Here is a 16,454-nt window from a genome sequence, read left to right on the forward strand (position 1 = left end):
GGAGGACGAATGAACATCATCGCGCGAACCGCCTTGGCCTTGGCCTGCCTGCTTCCGGCCACCCTGCTGGCTGCCCCGGATGCCGTCACCGATCGGCCGTTGGCCCTGGCGGGGCCGCGTCCCAGCACCGCCACCGTGCAGGCCTGGCAGGCGCGCAAGTTCGGCTTGTTCATCCACTTCGGGCTGTACTCGGAGCTAGGCGGCGTGTGGGACGGCAAGCGCATCACGCAGGGCTACAGCGAGCAGATCCAGTCCTTCGCGCCGGTGCCCATCGACCAGTACGAGGCGCTGGCCAAGCGCTTCGATCCGGAGAAATTCGACCCGGATGCCATCGTGGCGCTGGCCAAGGCCGCGGGCATGAAGTTCATCGTGATCACCGCCAAGCACCACGACGGCTTCGCGATGTTCCACACCGCACAGGACAAGTACGACATCGTGGACGCCACGCCGTACAAGCGCGACGTGGTGAAAGAACTGGCTGATGCCTGCGCGCGGGCGCACATGCCGTTCGGCGTGTACTACTCCACCATCGACTGGCACTGGATGCACGGCCAGTACCTTCCCGACAACGACAACCCGATCACGCCCGCGCAGGCCGATTTCAACGTGGCGCAGATCCGCGAGCTGATGAGCCATTACGGCCCGATCAGCGAGGTGTGGTTCGACATGGGCAAGCCCACGCCGGCGCAGAGCGCGCGCTTCGCCCGCACCGTGCACGAGCTGCAGCCGCAGACCATGGTGTCGGGCCGGGTGTGGAACCACCAGGGCGATTTCAGCGTGATGGGCGACAACAGCGAGCCGGGCGAGGGCATGGAGAAGCCCTGGCAGTCGCCCGCGTCGATGTTCCCCGAGACCTGGGGCTACCGCTCCTGGCAGGTGCGCGACGACCTGCCCGGCAAGGTGCGCGAGAACATCGCGCGGCTGGTGCGCGTGGTGAGCGCGGGGGGCAACTACATCCTCAACATCGGCCCGGAAGGCGACGGCTCGGTGGTGCCTTACGAGGCCGATGTGCTGCGCGGCATCGGTGCGTGGCTCAAGCCGCGTGGCGAGGCGATCTACGGCACGCATGCCTCGCCGTTCGAGAAGCTCGATTTCGGCTACGCCACGCTGGGCGCTAGCACGCTGTATCTGTTCGTCGAGAAACCGCCGGCGGATGGAGTGCTGCATCTGCCCGGGGTGGTCGAGACCCGCTTCGGTCGCGGGCATGTGCTGGGCGATGCGCAGGCGAGTGTCGGCAGCGTCATGATCGACGCGTCGGGTGCGAGCGTGAAAGTGGATGGCCTGGCGCACGCGGGCTACATGCCGGTGGTGGCGATTCCGCTCGATGGCGCCTTGCACGTCCGCCCGGATGCCGTGGCGCCGGATGCGAACGGTCGCGTGAACCTTGCGGTCGCCCAGGCCGAGCACTTCCTCAACTACAACGGCTACGGTTACGACGATCCGTCCACCCTCTACAAACTGCGCTGGCATGCGCAGGCCGGCGCAGGCGACTACGCGCTGACCGTGCAGTACCACGATGCGCAAGCGTCGGCGAAGCTGGATGTCTGGGTGGATGGCCATCCGCACACGCTGGTGCTGCCGGCGGGCAAGGGCACGGCCAGCCTGCGCGTGAGCCGCGACCTGCGTGCCTTCCCGTATGCGATGCAGGTGGAGCTGACGCCCGTCGCGCCGTTCCACAAAGGCGACCGCCTGCCGGCCACCGTCGAATCGGTACAGCTTGCACCGCTTGCGAACCCGTCCGTTCCATCCCAGGGAGGATGAAGATCGATGCGTGACACCCGTCTGCCGAGTTCTTCCCGCTGGCCGTACCTCGGCTTCGCCCTGGTCGGCTTGCTGCTGGCATGGCCCGCACTGGCCGACACCAAGCAGGCGCAGCCTTTCCACGACGACGATGCGGATGCGCCGTACAAAGTGTGGAACACCACGCCGGCGATCACCATGCCGCCGTTGCTGCTCGACGTGTCCGGCACCTCGGTGATGGTGGAGTGGATGACCGATGGCGACGCCGATGGCAGCGTGCGCTATGGCGAGCACGCGCTCGATCACACGGCGGTGGCCGCGCACGACGGGCTGCTCGACGTCGGCACTTTCCACCGCGTGGTGATCGACGGTCTCGAGCCGGGCCACACCTATCAGTACCAGGTAGCCTCCCGCCGCGTGGTGGCGCTCAGGCCATACTGGCCGGAACGCGGCAACACGGTGCAGGGCGAAACCTTGCGCTTCACCACGCTGGATGCCGCGCGGCCAGCCGCGCACTTCGCCGTGATCACCGATACCCACGAAAAGGTCTCGCGCATCCACACCCTGCTGGACGAGATCCGCAAGACGCCCGAGGACTTCGTGGCGCACCTGGGCGACACGGTGAACTGGGCGGCGAGCGAACAGCAGCTCAAGGACGTGTTTCTGGCGCCGACCGCCGAAGACCTGGGCGGCACCGTGCCGCTGCTCTACGTGCACGGCAATCACGAATACCGCGGCCCGTTCGCGCGCGAGCTGGGCTCGTACCTGCATACACAGGACGGCCGTTACGACTACGCGCGCGACGACGGCCCGCTGCACCTGGTCGCGGTCGACACCGGCGAAGACAAGCCCGACGACACCAATGTCTACGCCGGCCTCAACGACCTGCGCGACTACCGCCGCGAAGGACTGGCGCGCTTCGGCCAGGCGTTGGCCGCGCCGCGTACCCGCAGCGCGCCGTTCACCGTGGTGCTCGGCCACCAGCCGGACTGGGGCTGGACCGGCGGCGACAACGCGAAGTGGACCGAGCTGGCCAACCAGGCGCACGTCGACCTGTTCATCGCCGGCCACGAGCACCGCTTCATGCACATCAGGCCCGGCGAGCGCGGCAACGACTTCCCGATCCTGGTGGTAGGGCAGGACCAGGTGGCCTGGGTCGAAGCCACCGACACCACGCTGAAGGTCAAGGTGACCGACAGCAACGGCAAGCTGGTCGACGCGTTCACGCTGACGCGCAAGGCCAAATAAACGCAGCGGCTCCCTGGAGGCTTTCGCATGAATCTTTTCCTGTCGCGCCGGCAATTCACCAAGGCTGTCGGCGGACTCGTGGCGGCATGCGCCGTTCCGCTGGCGCCGAAAACGGCAGCTGCGGCCGTAGGTTCGCCGGGCGCCGCGACGGCACGGCGCGCTTTTTCCAAGGGTTTCGTATGGGGTACCGCCACCGCGGCCTACCAGGTGGAAGGCGCGGTCAGGGCCGACGGACGCGGCGAGTCGATCTGGGACGCGTATGTGCATGCGCCAGGACGGATCGCCGATGGCAGCAACGCCGACGTGGCCGACGACGACTACCACCGCTATCCCGAAGACATCGCGCTGATGCGCGGTCTGGGCGTGGGTGCGTACCGCTTCTCGGTGGCGTGGCCGCGCATTTTTCCCGACGGCACGGGCAAGCCGAACGCCAAGGGCGTGGATTTCTACAAGCGGCTGGTCGATGCCCTGCATGCAGCGAACATCGAGCCGTATTGCACGCTGTACCACTGGGATCTCCCCGAGGCGCTGCAGCGCAAGGGCGGCTGGCAGTACCGCGACACCGCCAAGGCTTTCGCCGACTACGCCGGCTACATGGCCGGCCAGCTGGACGGTCGCGTGCGGCACTTCATGACGATGAACGAAATCAGCACCTTCATCGGCAACGGCTACGGCAGCACGGCGATGGCGCCGGGACTGGGACTGAAAGGGCAGCCCTTGCAGCAGGCGCGGCACCACGCCTTGCTGGGCCACGGACTGGCCGTGCAGGCGATACGCGCGACGACCAGTGCGAAGACGCGGGTGGGTTCGGCCGAAGGCATCGACGCGCCGATGCCGGCCTTCGACGCGCCCGAGCACGTGGCTGCCGCGCGCAAGGCCGCGGTGGAGGAGAACGCCGGCTACCTCACCGCCATGCACACCGGCCGCTACACCGACCTGTACCTCAAGACGCTGGGCGCGGACGCGCCGAAGTTCACGCCCGAGGACATGCGCATCATCGGCAGCAAGACCGACTTCCAGGGCCTCAACATCTACACCGGCAACTACTACATCGCCGCCGACAACGAGCGCGGCTACGAAGCCGTGCCATATCCCGGGTCGTACCCGCGCATGCAGAGCAGCTGGATCCAGTTCGCGCCGGATGCGCTGTACTGGGGGCCCAAGCTGATGGCCGAAGCGCTGGGCATCGGCGACATCTACATCACCGAGAACGGCACCTCCAGCACGGCGGCGCCGGATGCCGAAGGGCGCGTGCTGGACGTCGACCGCGTGATGTTCCTGCGGCAATACCTCGGCGAGCTGCAGTGCGGGATCGCCGATGGCGCGCCGGTGCGCGGGTACTTCCTGTGGAGCCTGCTCGACAACTTCGAATGGAGCCGCGGCTATTCCGAGCGCTTCGGCATCACCTGGGTCGATTTCGCTACGCAGAAGCGCACGCCCAAGCTCAGCTCGCAGTTCTACCGCGAGGTGATCGCGCGCAACGCCCTATGAAGATATGGAGTGCAGGCATGTTTGAAAACGCAGCGACAAAGGGCGTGCGGTCGCGTCGCCGCATAGCGGCGATGCTGGTGTGCGGATGGCTGGGCGCGTGGTCCTGCGGTGCGTTCGCCGCCGCACCGCCGCCGGCCTTCGACACGTCGCCCGCGCGTGCGGCCCTGCAGCGCCTGCTGCCGCGGGCGCAGACGCAGTTCGAACTCGTCGCCCTGGAGCGGGGGCAGGGCGCGGACCGTTTCGAGGTCCATGGCACGCCGGGGCACATCGTGGTGGCGGGCACCTCGCCCGCGGTCATCCTGACCGGCGTGGAGACGTACCTGGAGCGGGTGGCGCATGTCGGCATCGGCTGGCCCGGCGACAGCCTCTCCCGTTTGCCGGCCGCGTTGCCGGCCCCGGCGGCACCGATCGCCAGCCGCGCCGTGGTGCCGGACCGCTACGCGCTGAACGATACCGACGACGGCTACTCGAATGCCTACCTCGACTGGCCGGCATGGGAGCACAAGATCGACCTGCTCGCGCTGCACGGCATCGACGAAGTGTTCATGCCGGTCGGCACGGAAGAGGTGTATCGCCGCACTTTCCGGGACTTCGGCTACAGCGATGCGCAGATCCGCGCGTGGATCCCCGCCACCGCGCATCAGCCCTGGTGGCTGCTGCAGAACATGTCGGGTTTCGGCGCGCCGGTGTCGCCGCAGCAGTACGCGCGGCGCGTGGCGCTGGCGCAGAAGATCGTGGCGCGCCTGCACGCGCTGGGCATGGCGCCGGTGTTCCCCGGCTACTTCGGCACGGTACCCGATGGTTTCGCAGCGAAGCATCCCGGTGCGGACGTGGTGCCGCAGGGCATGTGGGTGGGCTTCAAACGGCCGGACTGGCTGGACCCGCGCGACCCGCTCTACGCCAAGGTCGCCGCGGATTTCTACCGCCAGCAGCAGGCGCTGTTCGGCGACGGCACGATGTACAAGATGGACCTGCTGCACGAAGGCGGCCACGCCGGCAAGGTGCCGGTGGCCGACGCCGCGCGCGGCGTGATGGATGCGCTGCAGGCTGCGCATCCGGATGCGCGCTGGGTGATGCTCGGCTGGCAGCACAATCCGTTGCCGGCGGTGCTCGATGCGGTGGATCACGAGCATCTGCTGATCGTCGACGGCCTGTCGGACCGCTACGACGGGCTGGACCGCGAGAAGGACTGGCACGGCGTGCCGTATACCTTCGGCAGCATCCCCAACTTCGGCGGCCACAGCACGCTGGGCGCGAATGCGGGCGTGTGGCTGAAGCGTTTCACTGCATGGCGCGACAAACCCGGCAGCAAGCTGCGCGGCATCGCCTGGATGCCCGAGGCCAGCGGCATCGACCCGGCGGCGTTCGCCCTATTCACCGCACTGGCGTGGGAGCCCGTGCCACACGACGAGGCCGCCTGGTTCAAGGCCTATGCCGACAGCCGCTACGGCGGCATCGACGCGCATGCCGAGGCCGCATGGCGCATTCTCGGCGAGACCGCCTATGCCATGCCGTCCAATGGTGATTCGGAGCCACAGGACAGCCTGTTCGGGGCGCGCCCTGAGCAGGACGTGTCCACGGCGGCGAGCTGGTCGCCGAGGGTGATGCGTTACGACGCTGGGCATTTCGAGCAGGCCATCTGCGAACTGTTGCAGGTGGCGCCGGCCTTGCGCGGCACCAGCGCCTATCGCCACGACGTCGTGGACGTAGCGCGGCAGACGCTGGCCAACCGCGCCCGCCTGCTGATGCCGCAGATCAAGGCGGCCTACGATGCGAAAGATACCGCGCGCCTGCATGCCCTCGATACCGCATGGTTGGACGACATGGCGCTGCTCGACCGCCTGCTCGCCAGCGATCCGGATTTCCTGCTCGGCAACTGGCTCGCGCCGGCACAGGCGGCAGCGACCGACGATGCCGAAGCGGCGCAATTCGAATACGACCAGCGCACGCTCATCACCACCTGGGGCGGACGCCAGGGCGCCGACGAAGGCGGCTTGCACGACTACGCCAACCGCGAGCTGTCCGGTCTGGTGAGCGGCCTGTACGCGCCGCGCTGGCGGCGTTTCTTCGCATCGCTGGAACAGTCGCTGGCGACACGTAAGCCGCCAGCGAAGATCGACTGGTACGCGATGGAACACGCGTGGACGGTCTCGCGCACGAAGCAGCCGACCGCGCCGCAGGGTGATCCGTGGCAACTGGCCTCCGACGTGGCGCAACGACTCGGAGTCTGCAAGCCGTGAAGCGGATGTCGAAAGAGGACATGTCATGAATGCGTTTGTGTCATCCACCCGCTTGCTCTGGACGCTCGCGGCGTTGCTGCTGTTGCCCTTCGCATCCTCTGCGCAAACCCTGCATGTCGCGCCCACGGGTTCGGCCAGTGGCGCATGCGACGCGTCGTCGCCCTGCACGTTGCAGTCCGCACAGGCGAAGGTTCGTACATTGCGTACCCAGCGGGGCCACGACGACATCACCGTGCAATTGCAGGACGGCACCTACCGTCTGCAGCAACCGCTGCAGTTCGACGCAGCGGACAGCGGCACGAAAGGCCACCCCGTGCGCTGGCAGGCTGCGCCTGGAGCGCATCCGGTGCTGTCCGGTGCCCAACTCGTGCAGGGCACGCGCGAGGGCGCCTTGTGGCGTTTCGCCTTACCGGCGGGAGATGCTCCGTCTAGCGCCTATGTCGACGGCCAGCGCCGCTGGCCGACACGCACCGCCGCTTGCCCGCACTGCGTGGTGGATGCCAAGGGCCTGTCGAACGTGCCGCCTCCGATCCTGCACGCATTGCAGGTGGGCTCGCTGGCGGTGATGCACGAACGCTGGCGCGACTTCCGCTGCAGCGTGGTCGCATTGGGTCGGGATCGCGTCGACCTTGCGCAGCCGTGCTGGCACAACGTCACGCTGGACTCCGCCAAGAACGGTTGGTCGGTGGCCAGCCCGGTGGGCAAGTACTACGCCGGCGTGGACTGGTTCGAGAACCTTGCCGGCGATCCTTCCACGCCTGGCAGCTATACGGTGGACACGGCGCAACGCCTACTGCGCTATCGGCCATCGCCCGAAGAGGCTGCGCGCGCACCGTCCATCGAACTGCCCGTGCTCGAACAGCTCCTGGTATTGAAAGGCACCCTCAAGGCGCCGGTGCACGACCTGGTGTTCAGCGGCATCGCCTTCGCCGGCACCGAATGGCGCAAGCCGGAGTCCGGCGATGGCTACGTGCCCCTGCAGGCCGGCTACCTGGTGGACGGCCACAGCCGTATTGCGCTGCCCGACAATGGCGAGGGCATGACGCGCATAGGCAGCGCCGTCGACGTGGAGGCGGGACGCGACATCGTGTTCGACCGCGACAGCTTCCGGCAGCTCGCGGCAGCGGGCATCGCCCTGGCGGGCGGTACGCACGGTACGGCGGTGACGAACTCGCGCTTCACCGACATCGGCGGCGGCGCGGTGTTCGCCGGGGATACGGAAGGGCATCCCGCCGATCCGGCCAGCAAGTCGTCGGACATGGTGATCGACGACAACCGCATCGACCACGTGGCGCTGGCCTACCGCGACAACGTGGCGATCATGGCCGGCTTCGTGAACGGCCTGGAGATCGCGCACAACACCATCGGCGACCTGCCGTACAGCGGCATCTCGGTGGGCTGGGGCTGGGATTACGAAGGCGATGCGCCGGTGGAATCGGCCATCCACATCGTGGCGAACCGCATCGAGCGGGTGATGCTGCAGCTGGCCGACGGCGGCGCGATCTACACGCAGGCGCAGTCGACCCCCGACACTTCATGCGTGCTGCGCAACGCCATCGACATGCGCCGCAGCGGCGAAGGCAATGGCGTCTACCTCGACGAACACAGCACGTATTTCGACGTGGAGCACAACGTGGTGCTGGGCTCCTGGGTGAGCGCGTGGGCATCGTGGAGCGGCCACCTGCGCATCGTGGACAACTGGACCGACGATACGGGCAAGCCGCACAACGCGGGGCCGACCAAGGTGTGGGCGCCCAATTTCACGGGTCTGAAAACCTTGCCTGCCGCCGCCCTGGCCGTGCAGCGGGCTGCCGGCGTGCGGGATGGCCAGCCCGAACCGGGGTTGCCCATCCGCGTGCCGACAGCCTGTCCGAAGCAGTAGGAGAAGATCGATGCAACGCAGGCAGTTCCTGAAACTCGGCGCGCTGGGTGTGGCCGGCTCCTTGGCCGCGGATTTCCGCCTGCATGCCGACGGCCTGCCGTTGCAAGGCGAGCCCGTGCCGCGACCCGACGGCAAGGCGCACCGTTTCAGTTTCGGCAGGCGGCAGTTCCTGCTCGACGGAAAACCCTTCCAGATCATGAGCGGCGAGATGCACCCGATCCGCATCCCGCCGGAGTACTGGCGGCAGCGCATCCGCATGGCGAAGGCGATGGGCCTCAACACCGTCAGCCTGTACCTGATGTGGAACGCCTACGAATCCGAGCCCGGCGTGTTCGACATGACGAGCGGCGCGCGCGACTTCGTGCGCTTCATCCGCCTGTGCGCGGAGGAGGGCATGTGGGTATACCTGCGCCCCGGCCCCTTCGTCGCCGCCGAATGGGATTTCGGCGGATTGCCGCCGTATCTGCTGCGCGATCCGAGCATCGTTGTGCGCACCAAGGACGACGCGCGCTACATGGCGGCGGTGCGCCGCTATTTCGACCACGTCGCGCCGCGCATCGCGCCGTTGATGGTGGCGAACGGCGGCCCGATCCTGATGCTGCAGATCGAGAACGAGTACGCCTCGTACGGACGCGACCTGGGCTATCTCGAAGCGCTGCGCCAGCTGTGGCTGGAGCGCGGCATCGAAGGACCGTTCTCGATTTCCGATGGACTCAGCCAGATCCAGTCCACGCACACCTATCTGCCGGGCGCGGCCTTGGGTCTGGACGGCGACACCGATTTCGACGCGGCGCAGGCGATCGCCGGCGATCATCCGGTGTGGATGGGCGAGGGCTATCCCGGTTGGCTTTCCGACTGGGGCGATGCGGATTTCCAGAAGGACACCTTCGAGCCGACGTTGAAGCAACTGCTGGCCACGGGACGATCGTTCAACCTCTACGTGGTGCATGGCGGCACCAACTTCGGCCTCACCTCCAGCGGCGGCTCGCGCATGGACGGCAGCGATTTCTCGTCGGTGACGACGAGCTACGACTACGCGGCGCCGATCAACGAGCACGGTGCACCCACGCCGGCCTATCACCGCTTTCGTGGACTGATCGCGCAACACCTGCACCGCAGCCTGCCCGAAGTACCCGCAACGCCACCCATCGCGGGCTTCGATACTGCGGTGGCGGAGCCGGTGGCCTCGTTGTGGGATCTGCTGCCGTCGCCACGGAAAGTGCGCGAGCCGCGTTCCAACGAAGAGCTGTTCGGCCAGAACCAGGGCATGGTGCTCTATCGCAAACGCGTGCGCGGTCGTGAGCTGCAACTCGCCGGCGTGCACGACTACGCCACGGTGTTCGCCGACGGACACTACGTGGACTATGTCTCGCGGATCGATAAGCCTAGCCTGCACACCTCGGGCAGATTCGCGCTGGACGATGGCAACGAGCGCACGCTCGACGTGCTGATCGACAGCTTCGGCCACATCGGCTTCGCGCAGCAGCGCGGCGACCGCAAAGGACTGGTCGGCAGCGCACAGTTGGACGGCCATGCATTGCTGGACTGGGACGTATACAGCCTGCCGGTGGACGACGCGTTGCTGCAGCGCGCGCGCAATGCACCGGCCCCCTCGGCGCCCGATCGGCCCGGCCTGTTCTTCCGCGCCGAAGTCGTGCGCGACGTCGAAGCCGATGCATATGTAGATATGAGCGCGTGGTGCAAGGGCTACCTGTGGGTCAACGGCCACCTGCTCGGGCGCTACTGGAACCTCGGTCCGCAGCAGCGGCTGTATTGCCCGGCGCCATGGTGGCGCAAGGGCGTCAACGAGATCCTGGTACTGGATTTCCATCGCACGCACGGTGCGCCGATCGCCGGCGCCACCAGTCTGCATGCTTGAAGCGCACATAGGACCTCAGGGCAGGCCGATATGCCGCGTGTCCAAGGTTTTCGGCTGGCTGGCGGCCGTTCCGTCGATGACTGCATAGCGCAGTTTCGCACTGGGTTGGGCGACGCGCTGGACCAGATAGGCCTTGCCAGCCTGCATGTCGAAGCGGAGCACATCGTGGCCATCGGCAAGGGCAATGCGGTTGCCGCTGCCTGAGGCGACAGCCTCCACGGCTTGTCCGGGCCACGGATTGCGCACCGCGATGTTGCCGTCGGCGCCGGCCTCGATCACCACGGTGTCTGGCACGCCATCACGGATCTGTACATCGACCTTGCCGCGATGCTGGATGTGGACCGTGGCGTCCGCATTCCAGCCCTTCGGCCACGCGGGCGCGATGCTGAGCAGGCCGTGATGCTCCTGCACCAGTGCATCCTGCAGCGTGGCGGCGACCACGCCGATCTGTTCGACGTAGAACTCGTCTCCGGTGAATTTGGCGAATCCGGAGGGGTATTGCTGGTATTTGCCGGTGAGCGTGAGCAAGGCGTTTTTCATCTCGTCGGCCAAGCCGAGGTGCGCGGCCTGCAGCGGGTCGTAGCTCCAGTCGTTCTCGAACTTGTTCGGACGCTGCATATACGTCCGCACGCCGAGCGCGTGCTGCGGCCCGCTGTCGCCGATCAGCGCGTAGGGCCAGACGGGTTCGAGGCCGATGTTCTCGGTGTTCTGGATTTCCGCGCCGGCGTCGTAGGAGGGAGCGATCACGTCGCTGCCGCCGGATTTCTGCAGCGGCAATGCAGGGATCTTTGGCAGCGCTTTCTGCAGCTCGGCGACCAGTGCGGCATCGGTATGCAGGAGGTTTGCCGCCTCGATGATGACGGGGAACACCGCCTTCATTGCCGCGATGTCCGTGGTGGGGTCGTGCACGTCCCACTGGGTCTCGTGCGCGTTGGAGGGGAAGGTATGCAGCAGGCCGTCCGCGCCCGGTTTGGCATAGGCGAGCAGGAAGCGCGCCGAGGCGGCCATCACCGGATAGTTGGCGGCGAGGAAGGTGCGGTCCTGCGTGGCGAGGTACTGCCGCCAAATCCACAGCGACACTTCGGCGCCGGTGCTCAGCGTGCGCGCGTTGTAGTACGGCGGCGACTTGGCGCTGCAGTTCACGCCGGGCTGCTTCAGCCAGTTCGCGTTCTCGTAGCCGCGGCCGTTGAAGCGCATGGTCTCCGGCACGCAGGCGCCGGGACGCCCGTCCATCTGCGCGCGCGTCCACGCTTCGATGTTGGCGAGGTTGCTGCGATAGAGGTTGAAGTAGGGCGCGTTCAACTCGTACAGCCCGGCGCCGAGGTTGGCCGCGACCTGCATGCGCAGGTTCCAGTGCCAATAGGCGGAAGGCGCCCAGCGGTGCTGGTCGCGCGAGGAGGCGAACAGGTCGGCGATGCCGGCCTGCGATCCGGGCAGCGGGCCGCGGCTTTCGGCCGCGGTGGCATAGAGGTCGATGGCGCGCAGGTTTTCCATGTACTCGGCGCTGCCGTCGGGAGAGCCCAGCTTCATCAGGCCGGCGCGTTGCCAGAACGCATGCCACCAGTCGCGATGCACGGCGTCGGGGATCTTCTCGGCGGAGGCGAGGAGTCGTTGCGCGCGCTGCATGGCGTCGCCGCCTTTCCACTCCGGTGCCCCCACAAGTATGCGGAACGAACCATCCGCCGCGGGTTTGAACGACAGCGTCACTGCTTGCGGTCCTTGCACCTGTACGTGCACGTCACGGGCCTGTGCCGTGATGGCGGCCAGCGAGCCGAAGGTCTGGCCTGAAGCGCCGGCTTCGCCTTCGTCCCGCCACGTTTCGGCAAGCGCGGCTACGTTCTGCTGCGCGATGGCCTGCGGCTTGCGCGGTTGCCACAGGTGTAACAGCACAGACTGCCGTACATCCGGATCGGCGCCGCGCACCTCGATCACCGCGACATCCGTATCGGGTTGCACGTAGACCGTGGCCTGCATGCCTGCGCCGCTTTCGTGGAATTCGCCATCGTGGAGGTCGAACCGCCCTGCGTAGTCGGGAGCTTCGACCAGGCGCTTGAGACCGGGCACGACCAACTGACCCGGCGACAGGCGTCCCGGCAACGTGTCCGCGCGGTTGAGCTGCAGGGTCAGGCCATCCTCCGACCACGCGGCGAGGCCCAGGCGACCATTGCCCAGCGGCATCGACTCATCGGCGCGCAGGTTCGCGTGTTTGAGCACGATGTCGGAGCGGCTCACCACTCCGCCGACATCCGCGTTGAAGCGCTGGTCATGCCACGCGGTCGTGGTGTCGGCGGCCTGGCATACGGAGCCGAGGCTGGCGGCGAGAGCAAGTGCGGCGAGTGCGATGCGGGTCATCACGGGTTCCGGTTTCAGGCCGCGCGCGTTGCCACCACAGGCGGCACGTTCGAGGCGCGACGGGCAGGAATGAATACGGCGCATTGGCTCAACAGGAGAACGAGCACGGCACCGGCCGCCACGTAGGCCACCGGCGTGCGGCCCATTTCGTAGTGCTTCATCAACAGCAGGTTGAGGCCGATGGCGAGCACCACGCCCGCGGTGGTGCCGATGCCGGCGATCAGCAGGTTCTCCAACTGGAAGTAGCGCAGGATGTCCACCTTGCGTGCGCCCAGCGCGCGGCGCACGCCGATCTGCCGGTGGCGCTGGCCCACCCAGAAGCTGGTGAGGCCCACGATGCCCGCGGCGGTGACGCAAAGCAGGATCAGGCAGATCGCGCCCATCAACGCCGCCATGCCCAGGTCGGCGCGATAGGCCTCGCCGCGAATGTCGGCGAACGACTTGACGCTGTCGTCGTCGAGCACGCGCAGGGGATCGACCTTGTACAGCGCAGGCGCGGTGGCCTTCATCGCTGCGAGCAGGCGTCCTGGCTTGGCGCGCACCGCGTAGTGGGAGAGATTGGCGTCGATGCGCATGGGTTCGATCGCCGAATACTGCTTGAAGGAGCCGACCCAGGCATCGCTGGAGGCGGTCTGCAGGTTTTCGACCACGCCGACGATGGTGCTGGGCGTGCTGCGGCCGTTGAGGTACACGATTTTCCCGATGGCATCGCCCCTGGGGAACAGCAAGTCGGCCAGTGCTTTGTTCACCATGGCCGTGCTGGCCTGGATGTGGCTGCTGGAACCCTTGTTGCCGACGTCGCCCGCATCGAAATTGCGCCCGGCGATCAGGTGCAGGCCAAGCGTGGGTACGAACTTTTCGTCGCCGAAATAGAAGATGCCGCGGGCATTGCTGTCCATCACGTTGCTGCCGGGTTTGAGCGATATCGAGCCCACCCAGGTCGAGGCGGACAAGGGCAGCGAGTTGACGGGCGACACCGAGGCCACGTCGGGCAGTGCACGCAGCGCCGCAAGGTCTTCGCGCTGCATGGCATCGAGCCGCTGGATGCTGGCCGCGTCGTCGCCCGCGGAAGTCACCCATTGCTGGGTGACGAGGTACAGGTCGCGCCCGTCGAGGCCGGTGGGGCGGGTCACACGCTGGATGCGCTGGCCGATGATGAACATGGCGTTGCAGACGATGGCTAGGGTCAGCGCGATCTGCAGCGCGATCAGCACCACGCCCGCCTTGTGCTTGCGCAACGCCGAGATCATGGGAGGAAAATGCATGGGGACAAAATCCGGACCTGGTCAGGACGCATTTTCCCCGATGTGATCACTTGGTGGGCACACTCGGCGCGCAGGCCTGCAGTACCGGCGGCACGTGACCCAGCCGCTCGGCCAGCGCGCGGTATTTCGGCATCGATACCGCCGCCTGCGCGTACAGTGCGGCGCTGTTGTACGGATCCCACGTGCCGCCGTAACCCTTCAGCCCGGCCTTTTGCCGCTCGATGTCGAAAGGCTCGCTGGTATGCACGAACTCCTGGTGCGTGCGCCGGCCTTCGGCATAGGGTTCCAGCCAGTCCAGCGCGGCGGCGATCGAACTCCCGGTGGCCGAGCGCGCTTCGAGCAGGTTGTCCTTGCCGTAGGGCGAGAGCGCCAGCGCGGCCTGCACCAGCGGTTCGAGGTCGTAGGTGACGTAGTGCAGGGCGTCGCGCTGCGCGAAGTCCACCGTGCTGCCGTCGGGGCGGATGTTGGCGGCGACCTGGATCATCAGCCGCTCGCGCGCGGCGGCGACCAGGTGCGGATCGCCCAGCGCGGCGGCGCTGGTGGCTAGCAGCTTGATGCGATGGCTCTGCCAGTTGTTGATGTCGTTGATGTAGGTGGAGCCAGCCTTGGCCTGCAGGCGGGCGAGGTAGCCCTCGGCGATGCGGCGGATCAGCGTGGCCATCGCGTTGCGGGTGGCGGCAGGCAGCGCGTCGCGGGCGAGTGCGTAGGCCTGGAACAGGTTGGCGAGGTTGGTTTCGTCGATGGGATTGAAGTCGGGCTGGTAGGTGTTGGCCCAGGCGTCGAGGTAGCGCGCCGTCTGCTGCAACAGTTCGGGCTTGCCGCTCAACCGCCATGCCACGGCGGCGCGCAGCGCCAGCGGCCAGTCGTGCTCGGCCTCGTCGCTGGCGTCGTGGATGCCCTGGTGCGGTAAGAGGCCCTGGGTGTGCACATGGGCCATGGGGTGCGGCTGCGCATCCAGGTGCGCAAGTGCCTCGGTCACTACGGCGTCGTTCGCATGCGCGGGCGATGGTGTGGCCAGCGGGCACCACCAGCGGGGCGTGTCGTCGGCATGGGCCGCCACGCACGCGAGGGCGAGCAGGGCGGCAGTCATGAAGTGGCGCGTGTTCATCGCGTTGTCTCCTTGTCCAGCGCTTCGACTTCGCCGGCGGCGAGCAGGAAGGCGCCCACGCCGTACACGTAGCTGGCGCCGGGCGGATAGTCGCCAGGCGCGGCGCCGATGGGCTGGATGTCGCCGAGGCGGCCATCGGCGTAGATCTCGCCGACCAGGCCGCGCCAACCGCGCGCTATCACCGGGCGGTAGCCGGCGTCGTCGAGCACGCCGTGGTGCACGCCCCAGGCCAGTGCGTAGACGATGAAGGCGGAGCCGGAGGTCTCGGGGCGCGGGTAATCGACCGCATCGAGCAGGCCCGCACGCCACAGGCCGTCATGGCTCTGCAGCTGCGCCAGGCGTGCTGCCATCTCGCGGAACTGCTGCACGTAGCGCGGGCGCTGCGGATAGTCGGCCGGCATCAGCGTCAGCACGCGGGCGAGGCCGGCCATCACCCAGCCGTTGCCGCGGCTCCAGAACAGCTTGCTGCCGTTGCGCTCGCGCTTGTGCAGATAGGAAGCGTCACGGCTGTAGAGGTGTTCCACCGGGTCGTACAGCAGTGTGCTGGTGATCCACCACTGGCGATCCATGTAGTCGAGGTAGGCCTTGTCGTGCGTGGCGCTGGCGAGGCCAGCCCAGGTGGCGGGCGCCATGAACAGCGCGTCGCACCACCACCACAGCGGATGTTGCGCATCGTCGGGTATGCGCATCTGCATGTCGTAGCGTTCGCGCAGCGGCGCGAGCATCGCAGGGTCAGGCGTGCGCGCGTACAGCGCCAGCCAGGCCTGCGCCACCGCCTGGTCGTCGGCGTGATGCACGCGCGGGCCGAGCCCCCAGTGCGTGTGTTCGCCCACGCTGCGCACGTAGCCCGCGTAGCGCGGATCGTGCAACTGGTCGCTGGCGCTGAGGAAACCGAGGTAGAGCGGAGCGAAGGTCCAGTCCAGGCTGTCGTAGCCCTCTACCCGTGCGTATTGCCATGCGGCGACCTTGGCCGCGGCGCGGCGGATGTCGGCTGGGCGCATCGCACCGGAGAGTTGCGCATGCGGGCCCGGGTTGGCCGGCGCATCGCCCGACCTGGAGTCGTCTGCATGCGCCGGACGCGGCAGCGCAAGCAGTGTGGCGGCCAGCAGGCACAGCGCGCACGCCAGCAGGCGCGACGAAAACGGGAGCAGGGCAGGGCGTGCAGGGGACATGTCGGTTCCGGCGCGGACTGGCGTGTTGTGACCGGAACCGAGCTTAGGCTAGAGTTTCAAAAAGTTTCAATAACTTT

General features: G+C 67.4%; 10 protein-coding genes. 6 read left to right on the top strand and 4 right to left on the bottom strand.

The features are described from left to right. Positions 1-9 precede the first annotated feature (9 nt). The 6 genes from IHE46_RS13445 to IHE46_RS13470 are packed head-to-tail and all read left to right on the top strand — an operon-like array spanning position 10 to position 10,480. Positions 10-1,761, top strand: a complete 1,752-nt coding sequence (locus tag IHE46_RS13445) for an alpha-L-fucosidase (protein WP_192165147.1) — start codon at positions 10-12, stop codon at positions 1,759-1,761. Positions 1,762-1,767: 6 nt separating this feature from the next. Beyond that, positions 1,768-2,988, top strand: a complete 1,221-nt coding sequence (locus IHE46_RS13450; RefSeq protein WP_192165148.1) for an FN3 domain-containing metallophosphoesterase family protein — start codon at positions 1,768-1,770, stop codon at positions 2,986-2,988. A 27-nt stretch (positions 2,989-3,015) separates the two neighbouring features. Continuing rightward, entirely contained in the window at positions 3,016-4,479 is a 1,464-nt protein-coding gene (locus tag IHE46_RS13455; RefSeq protein WP_192165149.1) for a GH1 family beta-glucosidase, read from the top strand. A gap of 17 nt (positions 4,480-4,496) precedes the next feature. Next, positions 4,497-6,719: an alpha-N-acetylglucosaminidase gene (locus tag IHE46_RS13460; protein WP_225563044.1), complete on the top strand. Its 2,223-nt coding sequence runs from the start codon at positions 4,497-4,499 to the stop codon at positions 6,717-6,719. A gap of 25 nt (positions 6,720-6,744) precedes the next feature. Next, entirely contained in the window at positions 6,745-8,601 is a 1,857-nt protein-coding gene (locus tag IHE46_RS13465; protein ID WP_192165150.1) for a right-handed parallel beta-helix repeat-containing protein, read from the top strand. A gap of 10 nt (positions 8,602-8,611) precedes the next feature. Next, a complete protein-coding gene (locus tag IHE46_RS13470) occupies positions 8,612-10,480 on the top strand; it encodes a beta-galactosidase (protein ID WP_192165151.1) in 1,869 nt (622 codons plus the stop codon). Positions 10,481-10,495: 15 nt separating this feature from the next. Here the strand turns inward: IHE46_RS13470 and IHE46_RS13475 are convergent, their stop codons facing one another. Genes IHE46_RS13475 through IHE46_RS13490 form a run of 4 tightly spaced genes read right to left on the bottom strand, consistent with a single transcriptional unit; the run spans position 10,496 to position 16,377 of the window. After that, positions 10,496-12,832, bottom strand: a complete 2,337-nt coding sequence (locus tag IHE46_RS13475; protein WP_192165152.1) for a glycoside hydrolase — start codon at positions 12,830-12,832, stop codon at positions 10,496-10,498. 14 nt (positions 12,833-12,846) lie between these two features. Then, positions 12,847-14,097 (bottom strand): FtsX-like permease family protein, encoded by a 1,251-nt coding sequence (locus IHE46_RS13480; RefSeq protein ID WP_192165153.1) that lies wholly within the window; start codon positions 14,095-14,097, stop codon positions 12,847-12,849. Positions 14,098-14,143: 46 nt separating this feature from the next. Continuing rightward, entirely contained in the window at positions 14,144-15,205 is a 1,062-nt protein-coding gene (locus tag IHE46_RS13485; protein ID WP_192165154.1) for an alginate lyase family protein, read from the bottom strand. Then, entirely contained in the window at positions 15,202-16,377 is a 1,176-nt protein-coding gene (locus IHE46_RS13490; protein WP_192165155.1) for a glycoside hydrolase family 88 protein, read from the bottom strand. The genes IHE46_RS13485 and IHE46_RS13490 overlap by 4 nt, the downstream gene beginning before the upstream one ends. Between the last annotated feature and the right edge of the window lie 77 nt (positions 16,378-16,454).

The organism is Rhodanobacter sp. DHG33, from assembly GCF_014843005.1.
In the GTDB taxonomy this organism is placed as follows: Bacteria; Pseudomonadota; Gammaproteobacteria; order Xanthomonadales; family Rhodanobacteraceae; genus Rhodanobacter_A.

Coding starts and splice junctions, on each gene's coding strand:
- IHE46_RS13445 (WP_192165147.1), top strand. CDS start 10: ATGAACATCATCGCGCGAACCGCCTTGGCCTTGGCCTGCCTGCTTCCG.
- IHE46_RS13450 (WP_192165148.1), top strand. CDS start 1,768: ATGCGTGACACCCGTCTGCCGAGTTCTTCCCGCTGGCCGTACCTCGGC.
- IHE46_RS13455 (WP_192165149.1), top strand. CDS start 3,016: ATGAATCTTTTCCTGTCGCGCCGGCAATTCACCAAGGCTGTCGGCGGA.
- IHE46_RS13460 (WP_225563044.1), top strand. CDS start 4,497: ATGTTTGAAAACGCAGCGACAAAGGGCGTGCGGTCGCGTCGCCGCATA.
- IHE46_RS13465 (WP_192165150.1), top strand. CDS start 6,745: ATGAATGCGTTTGTGTCATCCACCCGCTTGCTCTGGACGCTCGCGGCG.
- IHE46_RS13470 (WP_192165151.1), top strand. CDS start 8,612: ATGCAACGCAGGCAGTTCCTGAAACTCGGCGCGCTGGGTGTGGCCGGC.
- IHE46_RS13475 (WP_192165152.1), bottom strand. CDS start 12,832: ATGACCCGCATCGCACTCGCCGCACTTGCTCTCGCCGCCAGCCTCGGC.
- IHE46_RS13480 (WP_192165153.1), bottom strand. CDS start 14,097: ATGCATTTTCCTCCCATGATCTCGGCGTTGCGCAAGCACAAGGCGGGC.
- IHE46_RS13485 (WP_192165154.1), bottom strand. CDS start 15,205: ATGAACACGCGCCACTTCATGACTGCCGCCCTGCTCGCCCTCGCGTGC.
- IHE46_RS13490 (WP_192165155.1), bottom strand. CDS start 16,377: ATGTCCCCTGCACGCCCTGCCCTGCTCCCGTTTTCGTCGCGCCTGCTG.